The 16,863-nt window shown below is 67.7% G+C and carries 21 protein-coding genes; 8 read left to right on the forward strand and 13 right to left on the reverse strand.

All coding sequences use genetic code 11. The annotated features are described in order from the left end of the window. The first annotated feature begins 116 nt into the window (after window positions 1–116). Complete coding sequence (locus AC06FD_RS03590; RefSeq protein ID WP_259203322.1) at window positions 117–602, forward strand: glutathione peroxidase; 486 nt, start codon at window positions 117–119, stop codon at window positions 600–602. A 79-nt stretch (window positions 603–681) separates the two neighbouring features. Here the strand turns inward: AC06FD_RS03590 and AC06FD_RS03595 are convergent, their stop codons facing one another. The 5 genes from AC06FD_RS03595 to AC06FD_RS03615 all read right to left on the reverse strand — a co-directional run bounded on the left by AC06FD_RS03595 (window position 682) and on the right by AC06FD_RS03615 (window position 5,675). After that, the gene (locus AC06FD_RS03595) at window positions 682–1,227 is read right to left on the reverse strand and encodes a TlpA family protein disulfide reductase (protein ID WP_478076987.1); all 546 of its coding nucleotides are present in this window, start codon (window positions 1,225–1,227) and stop codon (window positions 682–684) included. 157 nt (window positions 1,228–1,384) lie between these two features. Continuing rightward, window positions 1,385–2,164, reverse strand: coding sequence for a ferredoxin--NADP reductase (locus AC06FD_RS03600; protein WP_019185907.1), 780 nt, complete (start codon window positions 2,162–2,164; stop codon window positions 1,385–1,387). A 94-nt stretch (window positions 2,165–2,258) separates the two neighbouring features. Beyond that, window positions 2,259–4,130, reverse strand: a complete 1,872-nt coding sequence (locus AC06FD_RS03605) for an ABC transporter ATP-binding protein (protein WP_478076988.1) — start codon at window positions 4,128–4,130, stop codon at window positions 2,259–2,261. A 169-nt stretch (window positions 4,131–4,299) separates the two neighbouring features. Further along, a complete protein-coding gene (locus AC06FD_RS03610; RefSeq protein ID WP_256775565.1) occupies window positions 4,300–4,743 on the reverse strand; it encodes a carboxymuconolactone decarboxylase family protein in 444 nt (147 codons plus the stop codon). 35 nt (window positions 4,744–4,778) lie between these two features. Beyond that, a complete protein-coding gene (locus tag AC06FD_RS03615) occupies window positions 4,779–5,675 on the reverse strand; it encodes an RNA polymerase sigma-70 factor (protein ID WP_478076989.1) in 897 nt (298 codons plus the stop codon). Window positions 5,676–5,847: 172 nt separating this feature from the next. Between AC06FD_RS03615 and AC06FD_RS03620 the strand changes: the two genes are divergently transcribed. Continuing rightward, the gene (locus AC06FD_RS03620; RefSeq protein ID WP_259203312.1) at window positions 5,848–7,365 is read left to right on the forward strand and encodes a fumarate hydratase; all 1,518 of its coding nucleotides are present in this window, start codon (window positions 5,848–5,850) and stop codon (window positions 7,363–7,365) included. 159 nt (window positions 7,366–7,524) lie between these two features. Here the strand turns inward: AC06FD_RS03620 and AC06FD_RS03625 are convergent, their stop codons facing one another. Continuing rightward, complete coding sequence (locus AC06FD_RS03625) at window positions 7,525–8,160, reverse strand: LysE family translocator (RefSeq protein ID WP_478076990.1); 636 nt, start codon at window positions 8,158–8,160, stop codon at window positions 7,525–7,527. A 153-nt stretch (window positions 8,161–8,313) separates the two neighbouring features. Between AC06FD_RS03625 and AC06FD_RS03630 the strand changes: the two genes are divergently transcribed. Beyond that, entirely contained in the window at window positions 8,314–8,949 is a 636-nt protein-coding gene (locus tag AC06FD_RS03630; protein WP_259203310.1) for a glutathione S-transferase family protein, read from the forward strand. Between the two features lie 67 nt (window positions 8,950–9,016). Continuing rightward, the gene (locus AC06FD_RS03635) at window positions 9,017–9,364 is read left to right on the forward strand and encodes a hypothetical protein (protein ID WP_478076991.1); all 348 of its coding nucleotides are present in this window, start codon (window positions 9,017–9,019) and stop codon (window positions 9,362–9,364) included. A gap of 8 nt (window positions 9,365–9,372) precedes the next feature. On the opposite strand, the gene arsC is transcribed toward AC06FD_RS03635, so the two are convergent. The 3 genes from arsC to AC06FD_RS03650 form a co-directional block, all read right to left on the reverse strand. After that, complete coding sequence (gene arsC / locus AC06FD_RS03640; RefSeq protein ID WP_449335717.1) at window positions 9,373–9,726, reverse strand: arsenate reductase (glutaredoxin); 354 nt, start codon at window positions 9,724–9,726, stop codon at window positions 9,373–9,375. Continuing rightward, on the reverse strand, window positions 9,726–10,889 hold the full coding sequence (locus AC06FD_RS03645; RefSeq protein ID WP_478076992.1) for a phospholipase A: 1,164 nt from the start codon (window positions 10,887–10,889) through the stop codon (window positions 9,726–9,728). Before AC06FD_RS03645 ends, arsC begins: the two co-directional genes overlap by 1 nt. 158 nt (window positions 10,890–11,047) lie before the next feature. Beyond that, window positions 11,048–11,533 (reverse strand): DUF456 domain-containing protein, encoded by a 486-nt coding sequence (locus tag AC06FD_RS03650; RefSeq protein ID WP_478076993.1) that lies wholly within the window; start codon window positions 11,531–11,533, stop codon window positions 11,048–11,050. A gap of 232 nt (window positions 11,534–11,765) precedes the next feature. Here AC06FD_RS03650 and AC06FD_RS03655 point away from each other — a divergent pair, with 232 nt between their 5' ends. After that, window positions 11,766–11,969 carry a cold-shock protein gene (locus AC06FD_RS03655; protein ID WP_019185917.1) on the forward strand — a complete coding sequence of 68 codons (204 nt, stop codon included), beginning with the start codon at window positions 11,766–11,768 and terminating at the stop codon, window positions 11,967–11,969. Window positions 11,970–12,060: 91 nt separating this feature from the next. Here AC06FD_RS03655 and AC06FD_RS03660 read toward each other — a convergent pair whose 3' ends face one another. Both AC06FD_RS03660 and AC06FD_RS03665 read right to left on the reverse strand, forming a co-directional pair. Continuing rightward, entirely contained in the window at window positions 12,061–12,543 is a 483-nt protein-coding gene (locus AC06FD_RS03660) for a glycine zipper 2TM domain-containing protein (RefSeq protein WP_259203303.1), read from the reverse strand. A gap of 118 nt (window positions 12,544–12,661) precedes the next feature. Continuing rightward, entirely contained in the window at window positions 12,662–13,099 is a 438-nt protein-coding gene (locus tag AC06FD_RS03665; RefSeq protein WP_259203301.1) for a hypothetical protein, read from the reverse strand. A gap of 94 nt (window positions 13,100–13,193) precedes the next feature. Here AC06FD_RS03665 and AC06FD_RS03670 point away from each other — a divergent pair, with 94 nt between their 5' ends. Beyond that, a complete protein-coding gene (locus AC06FD_RS03670) occupies window positions 13,194–14,003 on the forward strand; it encodes a tRNA threonylcarbamoyladenosine dehydratase (protein ID WP_259203300.1) in 810 nt (269 codons plus the stop codon). A gap of 96 nt (window positions 14,004–14,099) precedes the next feature. Here the strand turns inward: AC06FD_RS03670 and AC06FD_RS03675 are convergent, their stop codons facing one another. Beyond that, window positions 14,100–14,867, reverse strand: coding sequence for a TatD family hydrolase (locus AC06FD_RS03675; protein WP_478076994.1), 768 nt, complete (start codon window positions 14,865–14,867; stop codon window positions 14,100–14,102). Then, a complete protein-coding gene (locus AC06FD_RS03680) occupies window positions 14,864–15,088 on the reverse strand; it encodes a DUF6116 family protein (RefSeq protein WP_259203294.1) in 225 nt (74 codons plus the stop codon). The genes AC06FD_RS03675 and AC06FD_RS03680 overlap by 4 nt, the downstream gene beginning before the upstream one ends. 161 nt (window positions 15,089–15,249) lie before the next feature. Between AC06FD_RS03680 and AC06FD_RS03685 the strand changes: the two genes are divergently transcribed. Both AC06FD_RS03685 and AC06FD_RS03690 read left to right on the forward strand, forming a co-directional pair. Next, window positions 15,250–16,080, forward strand: a complete 831-nt coding sequence (locus AC06FD_RS03685; protein WP_478076995.1) for a glycine zipper 2TM domain-containing protein — start codon at window positions 15,250–15,252, stop codon at window positions 16,078–16,080. A 163-nt stretch (window positions 16,081–16,243) separates the two neighbouring features. Continuing rightward, a complete protein-coding gene (locus AC06FD_RS03690) occupies window positions 16,244–16,789 on the forward strand; it encodes a GNAT family N-acetyltransferase (protein WP_449335714.1) in 546 nt (181 codons plus the stop codon). The last annotated feature ends 74 nt before the right edge of the window (window positions 16,790–16,863 follow it).

Genomic DNA, 16,863 nt, shown 5'->3' on the forward strand with positions numbered 1-16,863 from the left:
CGGCGGGCTTGTGTCGAAAGGCATGTTGCCCACGCAGCGGGATCCGGTCGGCGGCCGTTGACCCGCCCCGACGCCCGGCGGCGCTAAGATGCCCGTCTACCGCCTGAGCCGATCCCATGACTACTGCCTTCGATTTTTCCTTCGTTGACCTCGCCGGCGAACCGCAGGCGCTGGAGCAGTATCAGGGCCAGGTCCTGTTGCTGGTGAATGTGGCCAGCAAGTGCGGGTTTACCCCGCAGTACGAAGGGCTGGAAGCGCTGTGGCGGGAATTCGGGCCGCGCGGGCTGGTGGTGATCGGCTTCCCCTGCGATCAGTTCGGCCACCAGGAACCGGGCGATGCCGAGGAGATCCGCGCGTTCTGTTCGTTGACCTACGCGGTGGACTTCCCGCTGTCGGAGAAGGTCGAGGTCAACGGCGAGGGTGCCCATCCGCTGTGGCAATGGTTGAAGGCGGAAAAATCCGGGGTGCTCGGCACGCGCGGGATCAAGTGGAACTTCAGCAAGTTCCTGATCGGCCGCGACGGCCAGGTACTGCAGCGCTACGCCCCGACCGACAAGCCCGAATCACTGCGCGGCGACATCGAGGCCGCGCTGGCCGGGTAATGCCGGTCGTTGGCCGGCCGCTCGCATCAATGATCGCCGCGCGCCCACCGACGCAGGGCGCGGTGCGGCGGGACGCGTATCAGCCGCCGGCCTGCCGGTTGCGCACGTCCTCGGGCAGCAGCGCCAGGATGTCCTGGACGATCTCCGGCAGGCTCTGTTCGGAGTAGCCGCGATGCACGCGCGCGATGCGGCCGTCGTGGCCGATGATGAACATGTGCGGGATCGCCTGGATGCCGTATTCGTCGCTGACCACGCCCTTGGCGTCGTGGATGTAGTCCAGCGGCGGGGCGGTGCGGCTGCGGGCGATGGCGGCGAAATCGTTGCGCGGTTCCTTGAGATTCACCGCATACACCTGCAGCGCGTCATGCCCGATCACCTTCTGCAGGTGGCCCAGGATCGGCAGCTCCTTGCGGCACGGGCCACACCAGGACGCCCAGAAGGTGACGATGACGATCTTGCCGCGCTGGCTGGCCAGGTCGACGACGTTGCCCTCGCGGTCCTTGCCGAGGATCTGCGGCGGGATGTCGCCGGCTTTCGGGGATGGATTGGTGGGCGCGGCAGCGTGGGCGGCCAGGCCCGCGGCAAGCAGCACGCAGGCGAGGGCGGGGCGGATCTTCCTGATCATCGGGCGCGGTTCCAGGTCAGGCCCGGCCGGTGCCGGGCTGACGCGGAATATAGCCGAACGGGGGCCTGGCGGGTTGGCGGGGGACCCGGGCAGCGGTCGGCGGTCCCGTGGACGGCCCCAGCCACGCATGGCGTGGCTCTACCGGTGCGCCACGCGCTTACTTCTCGACGAACGCGCGCTCGAACACGTAATGGCCCGGGGTACCGATGCGCGGGGAGGTCTGGAAGCCGCGGCTGTCCAGCACGGTGCGCAGGTCGGCCAGCATCTGCGGGCTGCCGCAGATCATGGCGCGATCGTTTTCCGGGTCCAGCGGCGGCAGGCCGAGGGTCTTCTGCATTTCCCCGCTTTCCATCAGCGAGGTCAGCCGGCCCTGGTTGGGGAAGGCTTCACGGGTGACGGCCGGGTAGTACAGCAGCTTGTCGCCGATCATCTCGCCGAGGAATTCGTGCTCGCGCAGTTCCTTCTCGAACAGGTCGCGGTAGGCGAGGTCCTTTTCGTAGCGCACGCCGTGGGTGAGGATCACCTTGTCGAAACGCTCGTAGGTTTCCGGGTCCTTGATCACCGACAGCCACGGCGCCAGGCCGGTGCCGGTGCCCAGCAGGTACAGGTGCTTGCCCGGGTGCAGGTCGCTGATCAGCAGGGTGCCGGTGGGCTTCTTGCCGACCAGCACCTTGTCGCCCGGCTTGATGTGCTGCAGGCGCGAGGTGAGCGGGCCGTCCTGGACCTTGATGCTGAAGAACTCCAGGTTCTCCTCCCAGTTGGCACTGGCGATGGAGTACGCACGCAGCAGCGGGCGCGCCTCGGTTTCCAGGCCGATCATCACGAACTGGCCGTTCTCGAAGCGGAAGCCGCTGTCGCGGGTCGTGGTGAAGCTGAAGTAGGCGTCGGTCCAGTGACGGACCTCAAGCACCGTTTCGGCGCCGAAAGCGGAAGACATGGGGGTGGGGTCTGATCTGTGTTGTCGGGCCCAGTTTATCTCAAATGAGATAAATTCTCATTGACTGGCCGGAAAGGCAGGTGGAATGGGGGTTTCAACGGTACCCGGCGGCCTGCAGCTCGAACAATTCGGCATAGCGGCCGCCCTGGGTCATCAGGTCGGCATGGGTGCCGCTGGCCTCGATCCGGCCGTCGGCCAGCACCAGGATGCGGTCGGCCATGCGCACCGAGGAGAACCGGTGCGAGATGAGCACGGCGGTGCGCTGTTCGGACAGTTCCTTGAAGCGCTGGAATACCTCGAACTCGCTGCGTGCATCCAGCGCCGCGGTGGGCTCGTCCAGGATCATCACCTGTGCATCGCGCATGTAGGCTCGGGCGATGGCGATCTTCTGCCACTGCCCGCCGGACAGGTCCACGCCCTGCTTGAAGCGCCGGCCGATGAGCTGCTCGTAGCCGTGGGGCAGGGCGTTGATGACCTCGTCGGCCATGCCGCGGCGGGCGGCATCGCGGATGCGCGCGTCGTCGGTCATCGCCTCGACCAGGCCCACCCCGATGTTCTCGCCGGCGCTCAGGTTGTAGCGCACGAAGTCCTGGAAGATCACCCCCATGTTGGCGCGCAGGTCGTCCAGGTCGTAATCGCGCAGGTCGCGGCCGTCGAGCAGGATGCGGCCTTCGTCGGGGTCGTACAGGCGTGCCAGCAGCTTCACCAGGGTGGTCTTGCCGGCGCCGTTCTCGCCGACCAGCGCCAGTACCTCGCCGGCGCGCAGCTCGAAGTCCAGGTGGCGCACCGCCCAGCGCTCCGCCTCCGGGTAGCGGAAGCCCACGTCCTCGAACACGAAGCCCTGCCGGATCGGCTGCGGGATCGCCACGGCATCGGTGCGCGAGTGGATTTCCGGCTGGATCTGGAAGAACGAGAACAGGTCGTCCAGGTACAGCGCCTGCCCGGCCACCTGCGAGAAGCCGATCAGCAGGCCTTCCAGCAACTGGCGCAGGCGCAGGAAGCTGCCGGCCAGGAAGGTGAGGTCGCCGATCGAGAAGTCGCCGCGCACGGTGCGCCAGGCGATGTACGCGTAGGCCGTGTAATACCCCAGCGTGCCCAGCGCGGCCAGCAGGGTGCCCCAGAACGCGCGCTTGCGCGCCAGTGCGCGGTTGGCGTGGAAGAACTTGTCGGCCAGGAATTTGTAACGCTCGATCAGGAAGCGGTGGAGGTTGAAGATCTTCACCTCCTTGGCGGTTTCCACGCTGGCGCCGATCTGGCGCAGGTAGTCGAGCTGGCGGCGCTCGGGCGTCCACTGGAAGTTGAGCGAGTAGCCGGCCGCGTTGAAGTGCGATTCGCCGATGAAGGCCGGCACCAGCGCCACCGCCAGCAGCAGGATCAGCCACGGTGCGTACACCAGCAGGCCCACCGCCAGGCTGGCCACGGTGATGCTGTCCTGCACCTGGCCGAAGAGCTGGCTCATCAGGTTCATCCGGCCCATGGTCTGGCGCCGCGCACGGTCCAGCTTGTCCTGCAGGTCGGGATCTTCGAAATCTTCCAGGTCGAGTTCGGCGGCATGCTCCATCAGCCGCACGCTGGTGACGTTGGTGAACAGCTCGGAGAGCAGCGTGTCGGCGTAGTTGACCATCCGGCCGAGCAGGTCCGAGCCGATCGCCAGGCCGAACTCCAGCGCCAGCAGGCCCAGCAGCGGATTGAGCAGGCCGCTGGACAGCGCCTCGCCGAACGGCGGGAAGCCGGCCTCGTGCTGGCTCAGGTGCAGGGCGGCATCGATGATGAGCTTGCCGACGTAGAGCATCGCCACCGGCAGCAGGGCGCGGATCAGGCGCAGTCCCAGGCTCGCGGATGCCAGCCAGGGACTGGTCTGCCAGACCTGGCGCAGGAACGGGGGCAGGTTGCGCATCGCCTGGAAGCGTTCGCGCAGGCTGGGATTCTTCTGGCCGGCAGCGCCGGCGGCGAGGGAGGCGGGCATGGCCGCCATTCTGCCTTGGGGCATGTCAACGGATGGGATAAGCCCGGAGAAGCGCCCCCTGAGTCAGGGGGCGGCCGCGAAGCGGCGGGAGTGTGGCTAGCGGCAAGAGCGGCGCACGTTTTGCGCAGCACCGCGTGGGCGCGGCAGCGTGCATGCGATGGCGCGTACCCTACGGCAGCGGCGGCAGCAGCCCGGCGCCCAGCCGGTTCCACGCATTGATCACTGCTACCCCCACGCTGAGATCGCTGATGCCCTTTTCATCGAAATGGGGCGCCAGTGCATCGAACGCCGCATCGGACGGCGCCCCATCGGGCAAGCGGGTCAGGGCCTCGGCCCAGCCCAGCGCCGCGCGTTCGCGCGCGTCGAAGAAGCGGCTCTCGTGCCACGCCGGCAGCGTATCCAGCTTGCGCGGCTCGATGCCGCCCTTGCGCAGGGCCGTGCCGTGCATGTCCATGCAGTAGCCACAGCCGTTGATCTGCGAGACGCGCAGGAACACCAGCTCCATCAGCGTCGGGTCGATCGAGCTGTCATGCACGGCCTTGCTGGTGGCCAGCAGGCCTTTGATTGCCTCGTTGGCCAGACGGAAATACGGAACGCGGGGCGAGGTGGACATCACGGACTCCATGACGGCCACGCTGGCCGTCTTCATCAGGAGGACGCGCCCGCATCACCCGCTGTGACAAGTGCGGTCAGTTTTTCCGGATTGAGCACGCTCAATACCTGCGCGATCCGCTCACCGTCGATGCTGACCAGGGTGATCGAGTGCAGGTGCGCACCCTGGAAGCGCAGGATCGCGGGCTCGCCGTTGACGTAGCCGAGCCGGGCCGGGTGCGCGCCGTTGCGCCGCGCGATGGCCCAGTACAGTTGCGCGATGCGCTCGGCGCCGAGCAGGGGGCGGAGCGCCGCGGTGACCCGTCCACCGCCGTCGGACACCATCTCGGCGTTGGCGTGCAGCAGCGACAGGATCGCGGCCTGGTCGCCGCGCTGGGAGGCCTCCATGAAGCGGGTGAGCAGGTCGCGGTGCTGCGCCGGCGAGACGTCGAAGCGTGGTTTGCCAGCCTGCAGGCGCTGGCGCGCGCGATGCACCAGTTGGCGGCAGTTGGCCGGGCTGTGCTCCAGCAGCGGGGCGATCTCGGGGTAGTCGTAGTCGAACACGTCCTTGAGCAGGAACGCGGCGCGCTCGTCCGGCTTCAGTTGTTCGAGCAGGGCCAGGAAGGCCACCGAGACCTCATCGGCCAACGCGTGCCGCTGGGCCGGGTCGTGCAGCGGATCCGGATCCAGCGCGATCTCCAGCGGTTCGGGCAGCCACGGGCCCACGTACTGGACCCTGGCGTTGCGCATGGCGCGCAGCCGGTCCAGCCCCAGCCGGGTGGTGGCGGTCACCAGCCAGCCCTCCGGGTCGCGGATCGCGGCGGTGTCGGCGCCCTGCCAGCGAAGCCAGGCGTCCTGGACGATGTCCTCGGCGTCGCTGCGGCTGCCCAGCAGGCGGTAGGCCAAGGCGAACAGGCGGGGGCGGTGGGTCTGGAAGGTATCGGTCGGGGTCATGCCGGGAGGACGCCGCCGGGGGCGCGGTTGTGACGGGGCTGGGACCACTGTGCCGCAGACGGCGCGCCGTGGCGATGCCGGGTGTCGCCCCACGACCGATGCCCCTTGGCGGCGCGAGGGGGGGTAAAATGATGGGCTGAATCCCCGCCAGCCTCCAGCAAGCGAGCAAGTCGTGACATCGATCAAGCAGGAAGACCTCATCCAGTCCATCGCCGACGCGCTGCAGTACATCTCGTACTACCACCCGGTCGATTACATCAAGAGCCTCTCCGCCGCCTATGAGCGCGAGGAGTCGCCGGCTGCCAAGGAGGCAATGGCCCAGATCCTGATCAACTCGCGGATGTGCGCCGAAGGCCACCGCCCGATCTGCCAGGACACCGGCATCGTCACCGTGTTCCTGGAAATCGGCATGAACGTCCGCTGGGACGACGCCACCATGGGCGTGGAAGACATGGCCAACGAAGGCGTGCGCCGCGCCTACAACCATCCGGACAACAAGCTGCGCGCCTCGGTGCTGGCCGATCCGGCGGGCAAGCGCACCAATACCAGGGACAACACGCCGGGCGTGGTCAACGTCAAGGTGGTGCCGGGCGACCACGTCGAGGTCATCGTGGCGGCCAAGGGCGGCGGCTCGGAAGCCAAGAGCAAGTTCGCCATGCTCAATCCGTCCGACTCGATCGTGGACTGGGTGCTCAAGACCGTGCCGACCATGGGCGCTGGCTGGTGCCCGCCGGGCATGCTCGGGATCGGCATCGGCGGCACCGCCGAGAAGGCGATGCTGCTGGCCAAAGAGTCGCTGATGGAGCCGATCGACATCAACGAACTGAAGGCCCGTGGCGCCTCCAACCGCGCCGAAGAACTGCGCTTGGAGCTGTTCGACAAGGTCAACGCGCTGGGCATCGGCGCGCAGGGCCTGGGCGGCCTGACCACCGTGCTGGACATCAAGGTCAAGGACTTCCCGACCCACGCGGCCAACCTGCCGGTGGCGATGATCCCCAACTGCGCCGCCACCCGCCACGCACACTTCACCCTAGATGGCAGCGGCCCGGTGATGCTCGATCCGCCGTCGCTGGAAGACTGGCCGCAGATCACCTACGACGCGTCCAAGGGCACCCGCGTCGATCTGGACACGATCACCCCGGAAGACGTCGCCAGCTGGACGCCCGGCCAGACCCTGCTGCTCAACGGCAAGCTGCTGACCGGTCGCGATGCCGCGCACAAGCGCATGGTGGAAATGCTGGACAAGGGCGAGCCGCTGCCGGTCGACCTCAAGGGCCGCTTCATCTACTACGTGGGCCCGGTCGATCCGGTGCGCGACGAAGTGGTGGGCCCGGCTGGCCCGACCACCGCCACCCGCATGGACAAGTTCACCCGCCAGGTGCTGGAACAGACCGGCCTGCTGGGCATGGTCGGCAAGGCCGAGCGCGGCCCGGCCGCGATCGAGGCGATCCGTGACAACAAGTCGGCCTACCTGATGGCGGTCGGTGGCTCGGCCTACCTCGTCTCCAAGGCGATCAAGGCGGCCAAGGTGGTCGGCTTCGCCGACCTGGGCATGGAGGCCATCTACGAGTTCACCGTGCAGGACATGCCGGTGACCGTGGCGGTGGATTCCACCGGCGAGTCGGTGCACATCACCGGCCCGCGCGAATGGCAGGCCCGCATCGGCAAGATCCCGGTGGTGGTGGCCTGACCCGTTGGGGGCCGACTGTCAGTCGGCACCGCGATGGCAGAGAACGGCGCCTTCGGGCGCCGTTTCTGGTTGCGTATGCCGGCGGCGTCGCGCGGCGCGGTGTGCGCGATGGATCGCGCCAGGATCGGCCGGCGCGTCGGCCGGCGGGTCGGCCCGCGCTCAGCGTCGCGCGTCCACCAGCATCCGCACCGCCAGCCCGCCCAGCACCGTGCCCATCAGCCCCCGTTGCAGCGTCTGCCAGCGAGGGCGCCCGGCCAGCAACGTGGCGATGCTGCCGGCAGCCAGCACGATCAGCGCGTTGACGCCCAGGCTGGTGGCAATCTGCACCAGCCCCAGCGCCACCGATTGCGCCATCACGCTGCCGTGCCCGTGGGGCTGGATGAACTGCGGCAGCAACGACAGGTACATCACCGCGATCTTGGGGTTGAGCAGGGCGGTGAACAGGCCCATCGAAAACAGTCGGCGCGGGCTGTCGCGCGCCAGCTCGCGCAGTTCGAACGGCGAGCGACCACCGGGCCGCAGCGCCTGCCAGGCCAGGTACAGCAGGTACAGCGCGCCGGCGATGCGCAGCGCGTCGTAGGCATGCGGCACCGCCATCAACAACGCGGTGATGCCGAGCGCGGCGCACAGCAGGTACACCAGGAACCCGACGGCGATCCCGGACAGCGACACCAGCCCGGCCGCGCGTCCCTGGCAGATCGAGCGCGATACCAGGTAGAGCATGTTCGGGCCCGGGGTGAGCACCATGCCCAGCGAAAGCAGGCCGAAGGCGAGCAGGTGGGAGAGGTCGGGCATGCCGCGCTCCAGTGCGCAAGGGGGTGTCGCATGCTAGGCCGGTGGCCGCATCGCCGACAGCCACAGCGGGGCGTCCGGCGCTGGCCGATCTGTATCCATCGTAGGCCGCCACAGCGGGCATAATCGGCAGCGTCCCCCCAACAGGCGCCGCGCATGCCGACCACCTTGTATGGCTCCTCCAGCACCGCATCGCTGGTGGTGCACTGGTTGTTGATCGAACTGGGCATCGAGCACGAGCTGGTGCTGCTCGACTTCGACACCCGCGAGCAGAAGTCGGCCGCGTACCTGGCGCTGAACCCGGCCGGCGTGGTGCCCACCCTGGTGCTGGATGGGCAGGTGCTGACCGAAGCGGCGGCGATCGCGCTGCACCTGGCCGACCTGCACCCGCAGGCCGGCCTGCTGCCGCCGGTGGGCAGCCCGCAACGCGGCGAGGCGTATCGTTGGATGTTCTGGTGTGCCAACACCGTGCAGCCTGCCTACCGCGCGTGGTTTTACGCCGATGAAATGGCCGGTGCGGAGAACAGCGAGGCCACCCGACAGCATGCGCGGCAACGCCTGGAAGCGGCGTGGCAACGCCTGGCCGACCACCTGCAGGGCGCTGGCCCGTATGTGCTGGGCGACCAGCTGAGCGTGGTCGATTTCATGCTGGTGATGCTGCTGCGCTGGTCGCGCAACATGCCCACCCCGGGCGATCGCTGGCCGGTGCTGAAGGCCTACGCCGACCGCCTCAAGGCGCGCCCGGCCTTCATCGAGGTGTACCGCCGCGAAGGCATCACCGACTGGCGCTGAGCCGGTGGCGACTGCGTGCGCCGGAGGCGTTTGATAACCTCGCGATGGATCCAACAGGGAGCGACACATGCCAAGGATGCTTCTGGTCACCGTACTGGCGCTGCTGTGCAGCGCCTGCAGCAGCGGCGGCGACCGCTACGATCCGCCCGGCCTGCGCGAGGTGACGGCCGCCAACCAATGCATGGAGCAGTGCCAGCGTCATTTCGACAGCTGCATGACCAGCTCCTCGAGCGTCGACAGCAGCGACCGTTGCGGCGCCGGCGTGGCGACGCAGCGCGATACCCGCTGCGGCACGATCGACAACCCGGACCTCCGCAAGCGCTGCCAGGCCAGTGCCGACTACTGCCGCAACCGCTTGCCCGCGCTCACCTGCGGCGAAAACCGCAGCCGCTGCGTGAGCCGCTGCGGCGGTTGAGGCGCGGCTTACGCCGGCAGGATCTCCAGCACCGTTTCCGGTGGCCGGCACAGGCGGACGCCCTGGGGGGTACGCACGATCGGGCGATTGATCAGTTCCGGGTGCTGCAGCATCGCCTCGATCAACGCGGCATCGTCCAGCAGCGGATTGGCCAGCCCGAGGTCGGCGTACGCCGCCTCCTTGTCGCGCAGCAGCCTGCGTGCCCCCGTCCCCATGGCGCCCACCAGCGCCTGCAGCGTGGCGCGGTCCGGCGGGTCCTTCAGGTACTCGATGACGGTGGGTTCGATGCCCCGCCCGCGCAGGATCTCCAGGGCCCCGCGCGAGTTGCTGCAACGCGGGTTGTGCCAGATCGTCACCGCCATCAATACCACTCCAGCAGCGACACGCCGAGGCCGATGTAGGTGGCCTTGTGGTTGTAGTCGATCATGCTCTCGCCGTAGCCATCGAACACCTGCACGTGGCCGCGCAGCAGGTTGCTGATCGGGAAGCCGTAATCGAGCTGCACCGCCCCGTGCGAACGGTCGCCGCCGCGCAGCGAATGGCGCGCCATCAACGAGACTTCGTGGCCGTTGCGGTTCCAGGTCAGGGTCGCGTCGCCACGGCCCATGTAATCCTCGATGTCCGGGTTGTTGTCGTCCTTGCGGTCTTCCGGCAGGCGATACCAGGGGCGCAGCACCAGCGCCCAGTTCTCGCGGTCCAGGCCGATGGTGGCGATCACCCGGTTCCAGCTGCGCGACAGCGGATCGGCACGGCCATTGGACATGTGGTTGACGCCGATCCCGCTCATGCGCCCACGCCAGCCACCGATCGAGTAGCCGTTGCGGAACAGCATCATGATTTCAGGTTCGTAATTGGTTTCGCGGAACGGGCGCGAGTTCTCGGCGTTGTAGGCCTGCCAGCGCGAACTCTGGGTGTACCCGGCCCAGATGTCGCCGTTGTCGCCGAACAGGTTCTCCACCACCTTGGTCTTGAAGCTCAGCTGGAACTTCAGCTCGTTGCTGTCCAGCAGCTGCGGCGTGGCCACCGTGTTGGCCGGGTTCGGCGACTGCGGCGTCTGGTTCTTGTCGCTGGTCCAGAACGCCGGCAGCAGGTACACCGGCTTGTAGGCACGCAACTGGAACGCGCCCAGCTTGGAGTCCTGGGCCAGTTCCCAGCGGCTGTCCAGCAACGAACCCTTGCCCGCGTTGGCCAGCGCCTGGTCGTGACCGTCGCTCTTGAACAGCTCGCCCAGGCGCTGCTTGGCACGCTGGGTGGCCGGTGCATCGGCCTCGGCGCTGCGCGCTGCCTGGCGTTCTTCGCGACGGGCTTCCTGGGCAGCGGTGGCCGCCGCGTCGGCCGCCACGGTTACGCCGCGGGTGTGGCCGAACAGCTTGTCGTAGCACGCCAGGCGCGCCGCGTCGGTATCCACCAGGGCGCAGGCTTCCGGCGAGGCCGGCGTGGGCGCGGCTTCCTGCGCGGCCAGCGGCAGGCTCGGGCTGGCCAGGGCCAGGGCGGTGAACAGGGCAGTGCGGGGGCGCAGGATCATCATGAAAGCGAGGCCAGGTGGCGAGAATGAATGGGGTCGACCGGGACAGTGTGGCCGCTGGCCCTGGATCCCGCCAGCGGACATGCGTCGCAGCCCTCCGCGCGTTTATGCCGGGCGGTGGTGTGCTCGGGGCGTGAAGCCTGTCGCAGCGGTCGGACTCAGAGCCACCAGGCGAAGGCGAACAGTCCCAGCATCGCCACCACCAGGGCCATTTTCAGCGCCACCCCCAGCAGGATGCCCAGCCAGGTGGCCAGGCCCACCTGGGTCGACCGGCCGAGCTCGCGGGTGTGCCAGTACTCGCCGGCCAGCGCACCCAGCAGCGGGCCGGCCAGCAGGCCGATCGGCATGAAGAACACCCCGATGATGCTGCCGATGAAGGTGCCCCAGAGGGCCTTGCTGCTGGCGCCCACCCGTTGCGCGCCGACCACGGTGGCCAGGATGTCCACCGCGAACGACAGCACGGTGAGCAGGCCGAGCAGGGTGAGCGGCAACCAGCCCACGTGGACGAAGCCATCGGTCCAGGCCACCAGCAGCAGCCCGGCAAACACCAGCGGGATGCCGGGCAGGGCGGGCAGCACCACGCCCGCGATGCCGATCAGGACCAGCATCAGGGCTAGCAGATAGAAGATGAATGAATAGTCCATGCTGTACCGTATGGTATAGGAAACAGGGTTGACATCCGAAAGGATTTGCCAGTTGATTTTTCGTTTTGCCCGGGTTAAGTTGCAGACGCTGAGCTTGGCAAGGTCACCGTGGATCGTGGCCTGATGATGGTAGATCTTCCGGATCCGCTGCATCGTTGCACCTCGCTTCCCCCTTGCTGTCAGCCGCCTGTACCGGCGTATCCAACAACAAGACAGTTAGGGAGTAGCTAAGATGGCTGAGAAGGGCACCGTCAAGTGGTTCAACGACGCGAAGGGTTTTGGGTTCATCAGCCGTGAAAGCGGCGAAGATGTGTTCGTGCACTTCCGTGCGATCGAATCCCAGGGCTTCAAGAGCCTGAAGGAAGGTCAAGCGGTGGAGTTCGAAGTGGTCACCGGCCAGAAGGGCCTGCAGGCCGACAAGGTGAAGCCGCTCTAAGCGCACACCGCATGCCAGCATGCATGCAACACGAAAAGGGCCCGCGCAAGCGGGCCCTTTTTTTATTCGGCGGCGGTGGGGCCAGGCGCGATCAGCGCAGGATCACCTTGCCGTTGACCACGCGCACGTAGGTGTTCTCGCGGATGCCGCCGAGGTCACGCTGGTTGACCACCACAGTGCGACCGTCGTCCATGCGCACGGTGATGTCGAAGGTATCGCTGGTCACATTCTTCTGGATCTGGTTGCCGGCCAGCGCACCACCCACCGCGCCCGCTGCGGCGGCGACGTTCTGGTTGCCCTTGCTGCCGCCGGTATGGTCGGAGATTTCATGGCCGGCCACGGCACCGACGATGCCGCCGAGGATCGCACCGGTGGCCGACGGCGCAGTGCGCCCGGAGGCGACCTGGTTGATGCGGGTCACCATGCCGCAGTCGGCGCAGCGGCCGTTGTTGTAGCCGTTGTTGTTGCCATAACCGTTGTTGTAACCACTGCTGCCGTAGCCGGGCGAGGTGGTCGCGCAGCCAGCCAGTGCGACGGTGGCGACGGCGGCGGCAGCGATGAGTTGGATCTTCATGGTGGTTCTCCTGGCCAGAGGGGTGGTCGAATGCGTCTGGGGCGCATGCCGCAGATCCTGTCCTGTGCTACGTGAACAGCGCGCCAATCTCCCGCCGCCAGCGTGGCTGGCAGATGAATCAGCGGAAATCCTGGTGGCAGGCCTGGCAGTCGGACTGGATCTTCTCGACCAGCTCGCCCATGGCGATGCAATCGGCCGGGGGCGCCGCCAGCGCCTGGTTGAGGGTGGCGCGCAGGCGGCTGGCGTGCTGCTGGAAGCCCTGGCTGTCCTTCAGGGTGGGGAACGCCAGGTCGACGTCGTTGGACAGCGACCGCAGCGTCTGCAGGCGCGGCACGCTGTCGGCCAGGCTGCAGCGGTTTTGTGCCTGGGCATCGTGCAGCAGCTGCACCTGCCGGTTCATCACGTGCATGAGCGCATCGGGGAACGGGTCCTGGCGGGCCTGGATCGCACGCGCGACCATGATCGTGGCGACCAGGCCGACCAGCAGCCCGAGCACGCCCACCAGCAGGTAGCGATAGGCGGCGGAGTGACGGCGGGGCGGGGCGGGCTGGTTCATGCGGTGGCGTCCTTGAGGGTGGCTGCCGCCGATCTTACGGTGCGTCCTGTGGGTGCGGCGTACGGGTCGGCCGGGGGGAGGGTAAAATTCGCGGATGAACGACGTATTGCGCGAACGATTTGCCGGCATCGACCGGCTGTATGGGGCAGGCACCGTGGACCAGCTGTCGACCCGCCGGGTGGCGGTGGTCGGCATGGGCGGGGTCGGCTCGTGGGTGGTCGAAGCGCTGGCGCGCACGGCGGTGGGGCATATGACCCTGATCGATGCCGACGACATCTGCGTGTCCAACACCAACCGCCAGCTGCCGGCGCTGGCCGGCCAATACGGGCGCAACAAGGCCGAGGCGATGGCCGAGCGCTGCCATGCGATCAATCCGGACATCCAGGTGGATGCGATCGCCTCGTTCCTGACCGTGTCGAACATGGTGGAACTGCTGGACCGCGATTTCGACCTGGTGATCGATGCCTGCGACAGTTTCCGGGTCAAGGTGGAAACCATCGCCTGGTGCCGCCGACGCAAGCTGCCGATCCTCACCGTGGGCGCGGCCGGCGGGCGTACCGATCCGACGCTGGTGCGCATCCGCGATGTGTCGCGCACCGAGCACGACGCGATGATGGCGTTGATCCGCAAGAAGCTGCGCAGCGATTTCAACTTCCCCAAGAACGCCTCGCGCTACTTCGGCGTGCCCGCGGTGTATTCGCTGGAGAACGTGAAGTACCCGCAGGCCGATGGCAGCGTGTGCGGCATCCGCCCGAACCTCGGGGCGGACGCGGCGTTGAAGCTGGACTGCGGCGCCGGCCTCGGCGCGGCCACCCACATCACCGGGGCGTTCGCGTTCGCCGCGGTGGGCAAGGCGCTGGAGATGCTGTTGAAGAAGCCGGCGGCGGCCGCCAAGGCCGATTGAAACCCGCGTGCTTGGTAGAGCCGACCGTTGGTCGGCTGCCGTTGCGTGAACCACCGGTCGGCTGCCGTTGCGCCGACAGCCGACCAACGGTCGGCGCTACGCTGCCAGGCCAAAGAGTGCGCGCGCATTGGCCGTCGTCTGCGCGGCAATCTCCTCGGCCGGCTGCCCGCGCAGCCGCGCCACCGTTTCCAGGATCACCGGTAGCCGCGAAGGCTCGTTGCGTTCGCCGCGGATGCCGGCATCGGGCTGGTCCGGCGCATCGGTTTCCAGCAGCAATTGCTCCAGCGGCATCCGTGCCACCAGCCGTTGCAGCCGCTGCGCACGGTCGTAGGTCAACGGACCGCCAAGACCCAGCAGAAAACCCAGTTTGTGCAGTTGCGCGGCCTGCTCCGGACTGCCCGGGAAGCTGTGGACGACGCCACGCAGCCCGCCCACCTGCCTGATTGCCGCGATCACCGCATCGACCGCGCGCCGTGCATGCACGATGACCGGCAGGTCGAACTCGCGGGCCAGGCGCAGTTGCCCCACGAAATACTGCTGTTGCAGCTCCGCATCCAGCCCCTCGACGAAGAAATCCAGCCCGCATTCGCCGACCGCGCACGGGCGCTCGCGCTCGATCCAGGCGCGCAGTTCGTCAAGATGCCCGGCACGGTGCTCGGCCAGGAACATCGGGTGCAGCCCGTAGGCCGGATGCAGTCCCTCGGCCGACTGGCAGGTCTGGCGCAGCTTGGGCCAGCTGGCGGCGGTCACCGCCGGCACGATCTGCGTACCCACCCCGGCCGCACGTGCCCGCGCGACCACCTCGGCGCGATCGGCATCAAACTCGCCGGCGTCGAGGTGGCAATGGCTGTCGACCAGGATCACGCGCGGCGTTTGCGCGGCAGGGCGGGCGGCACCGCTGCGCTGCGATTCTTCCAGTTGGCCAGCAGCAGCGTGCCCAGGCCCAGCAGGATCTCGTCCACGAACGGCACCGGATCGGGAATGAACAGGGTCAGCGCGAACAGGCCGGCGGTCAGCTTGAACAGCGTGGGGTAGCGCAACCGGCGCGCCCATTCCAGCATCGGCAGCAGCAGGGGATTGGCCATGACGCACTCCTCGGACAGATGCTGTAAACGCTATCACGAGCCCCATCGACACAGAACCTGAATGGGTAAGGGGGGCGTGCACGCACTGTGGAGATTCCGTTCAGGCACCGCATGCTGGAATCCGCTCAAGAACGTTGCGGATCGCCCGCAGGGAGCCGGATATGAAAAGTACTACCACCACTGCTTTGGTCGCTGCTGGCGCGCTGCTCGTCGGCGGCATCGCCACCGCTGCCTTCATGAAGAGTGGCTCGTCCGCCCCCGATCCGGTGACGGCGACGCAGACCCGGCCCACCCTGGACACCACCCCGCTGGCCGACGATGGCGCCCGCACCGATGCCGTCGCGGTGGACAACAAGGCCGGCAAGCTGGAGTACGCCGACATCGTCAAGGTCGATCCGCTGACCAGGAAGGAGAAGGCCTACGCCACGGTGATCGGTACCGAGCCGGTGCGCGAAACCTCCACCACCCAGACCCCGCATGAAGTCTGCGAGGACGTGGTCGTGCAGGAACGCCTGCCCGAGCGCGATGGCAACGTCGGCGGCACCGTGGCCGGTGCCGTCATCGGTGGCCTGCTCGGCAATCAGGTCGGCGGCGGCAACGGCCGCAAGGCCGCGACTGCCGCTGGCGCGGTGGCCGGTGGCCTGATCGGCAACACGGTCGACAAGCGCCACGTCGGTGGCCGCGTGGTCAACCGGACCGAGCGCCAGTGCCATACCGAAACGGCGACCTCCGAGTCGACCAAGGTCACCGGCTACAACGTGACCTACCGCAATGAAGACGGCACCACCGGCACGATGCGCATGGCCAGCAAGCCGGGCAACCGCATTCCGATGGGCACCAGCAACGCGGTCACCGGCTACAACGTGACCTACCGCTACGACGGCGCCGAGAAGACCGTGAAGATGGACAACAAGCCGAGCAGCGATCGCCTGCCGGTGATCGATGGCCAGCTGGTCACCCAGACTGCGGCACTGGATTCGAACAAGCAGTGATGTTTCGCGCCGCTTGATGGGGCGAGCAACAGGCCGGCCTAGTCCGGCCTGTTGCGTTTTGCTGTGGCGGCCGGCGCGACCGGCGGGCCCGATCAATGACATCCATTGGCCTGCGCGCGCAGCGTCTGCGAAGATCGATGCCGGCATGGCACAGGGCATGGGCATGAGCATCTTCGATCTGCAACTGGAAACCGACCGATTGATCCTGCGCCCGCCGCGGGCAGAGGATTTCGACGCGTTCCTGCGCTTCTGCACCGACCCGGAGGTCATGCAGCACCTCGGTGGCGTGCAGGCGCCATCGCAGGCCTGGCGCAGTTTCTGCTGCCTGGCCGGCAGTTGGCACCTGTACGGTTTTTCGATGTTTTCGGTGATCGAAAAGAGCAGCGGTGACTGGGTCGGTCGGATGGGGCCGTGGCAGCCGCTGGACTGGCCGGGCACCGAAGTCGGCTGGAGCATCCGCCGTGAAAGCTGGGGCAAGGGCTACGCGCCCGAAGCCGCCGTGGCCAGCATCGAGTGGGCGTTCGACACGCTGGGCTGGGACGAGGTGATCCACACCATCGATGCGGCCAACGAGAACTCCAAGGTCGTCGCGCGCAAGCTCGGCAGCACGCTGCTGCGGATGGGTGAACTGCCGCCCCCGCACGGTGGCAAACCGATCGAAATCTGGGGCCAGTCGCGCGGCCAATGGCGGGCGCGCCGCGGCCCCTGATGGCCATGCTGCACCCGCGCTTGGCAAGCGGCGCGGGTTGCGGCCAGACTCCCGGCGTGGTCGATTTGGCCGCG

Source organism: Stenotrophomonas sp. Steno-Z1 (genome assembly GCF_056393175.1).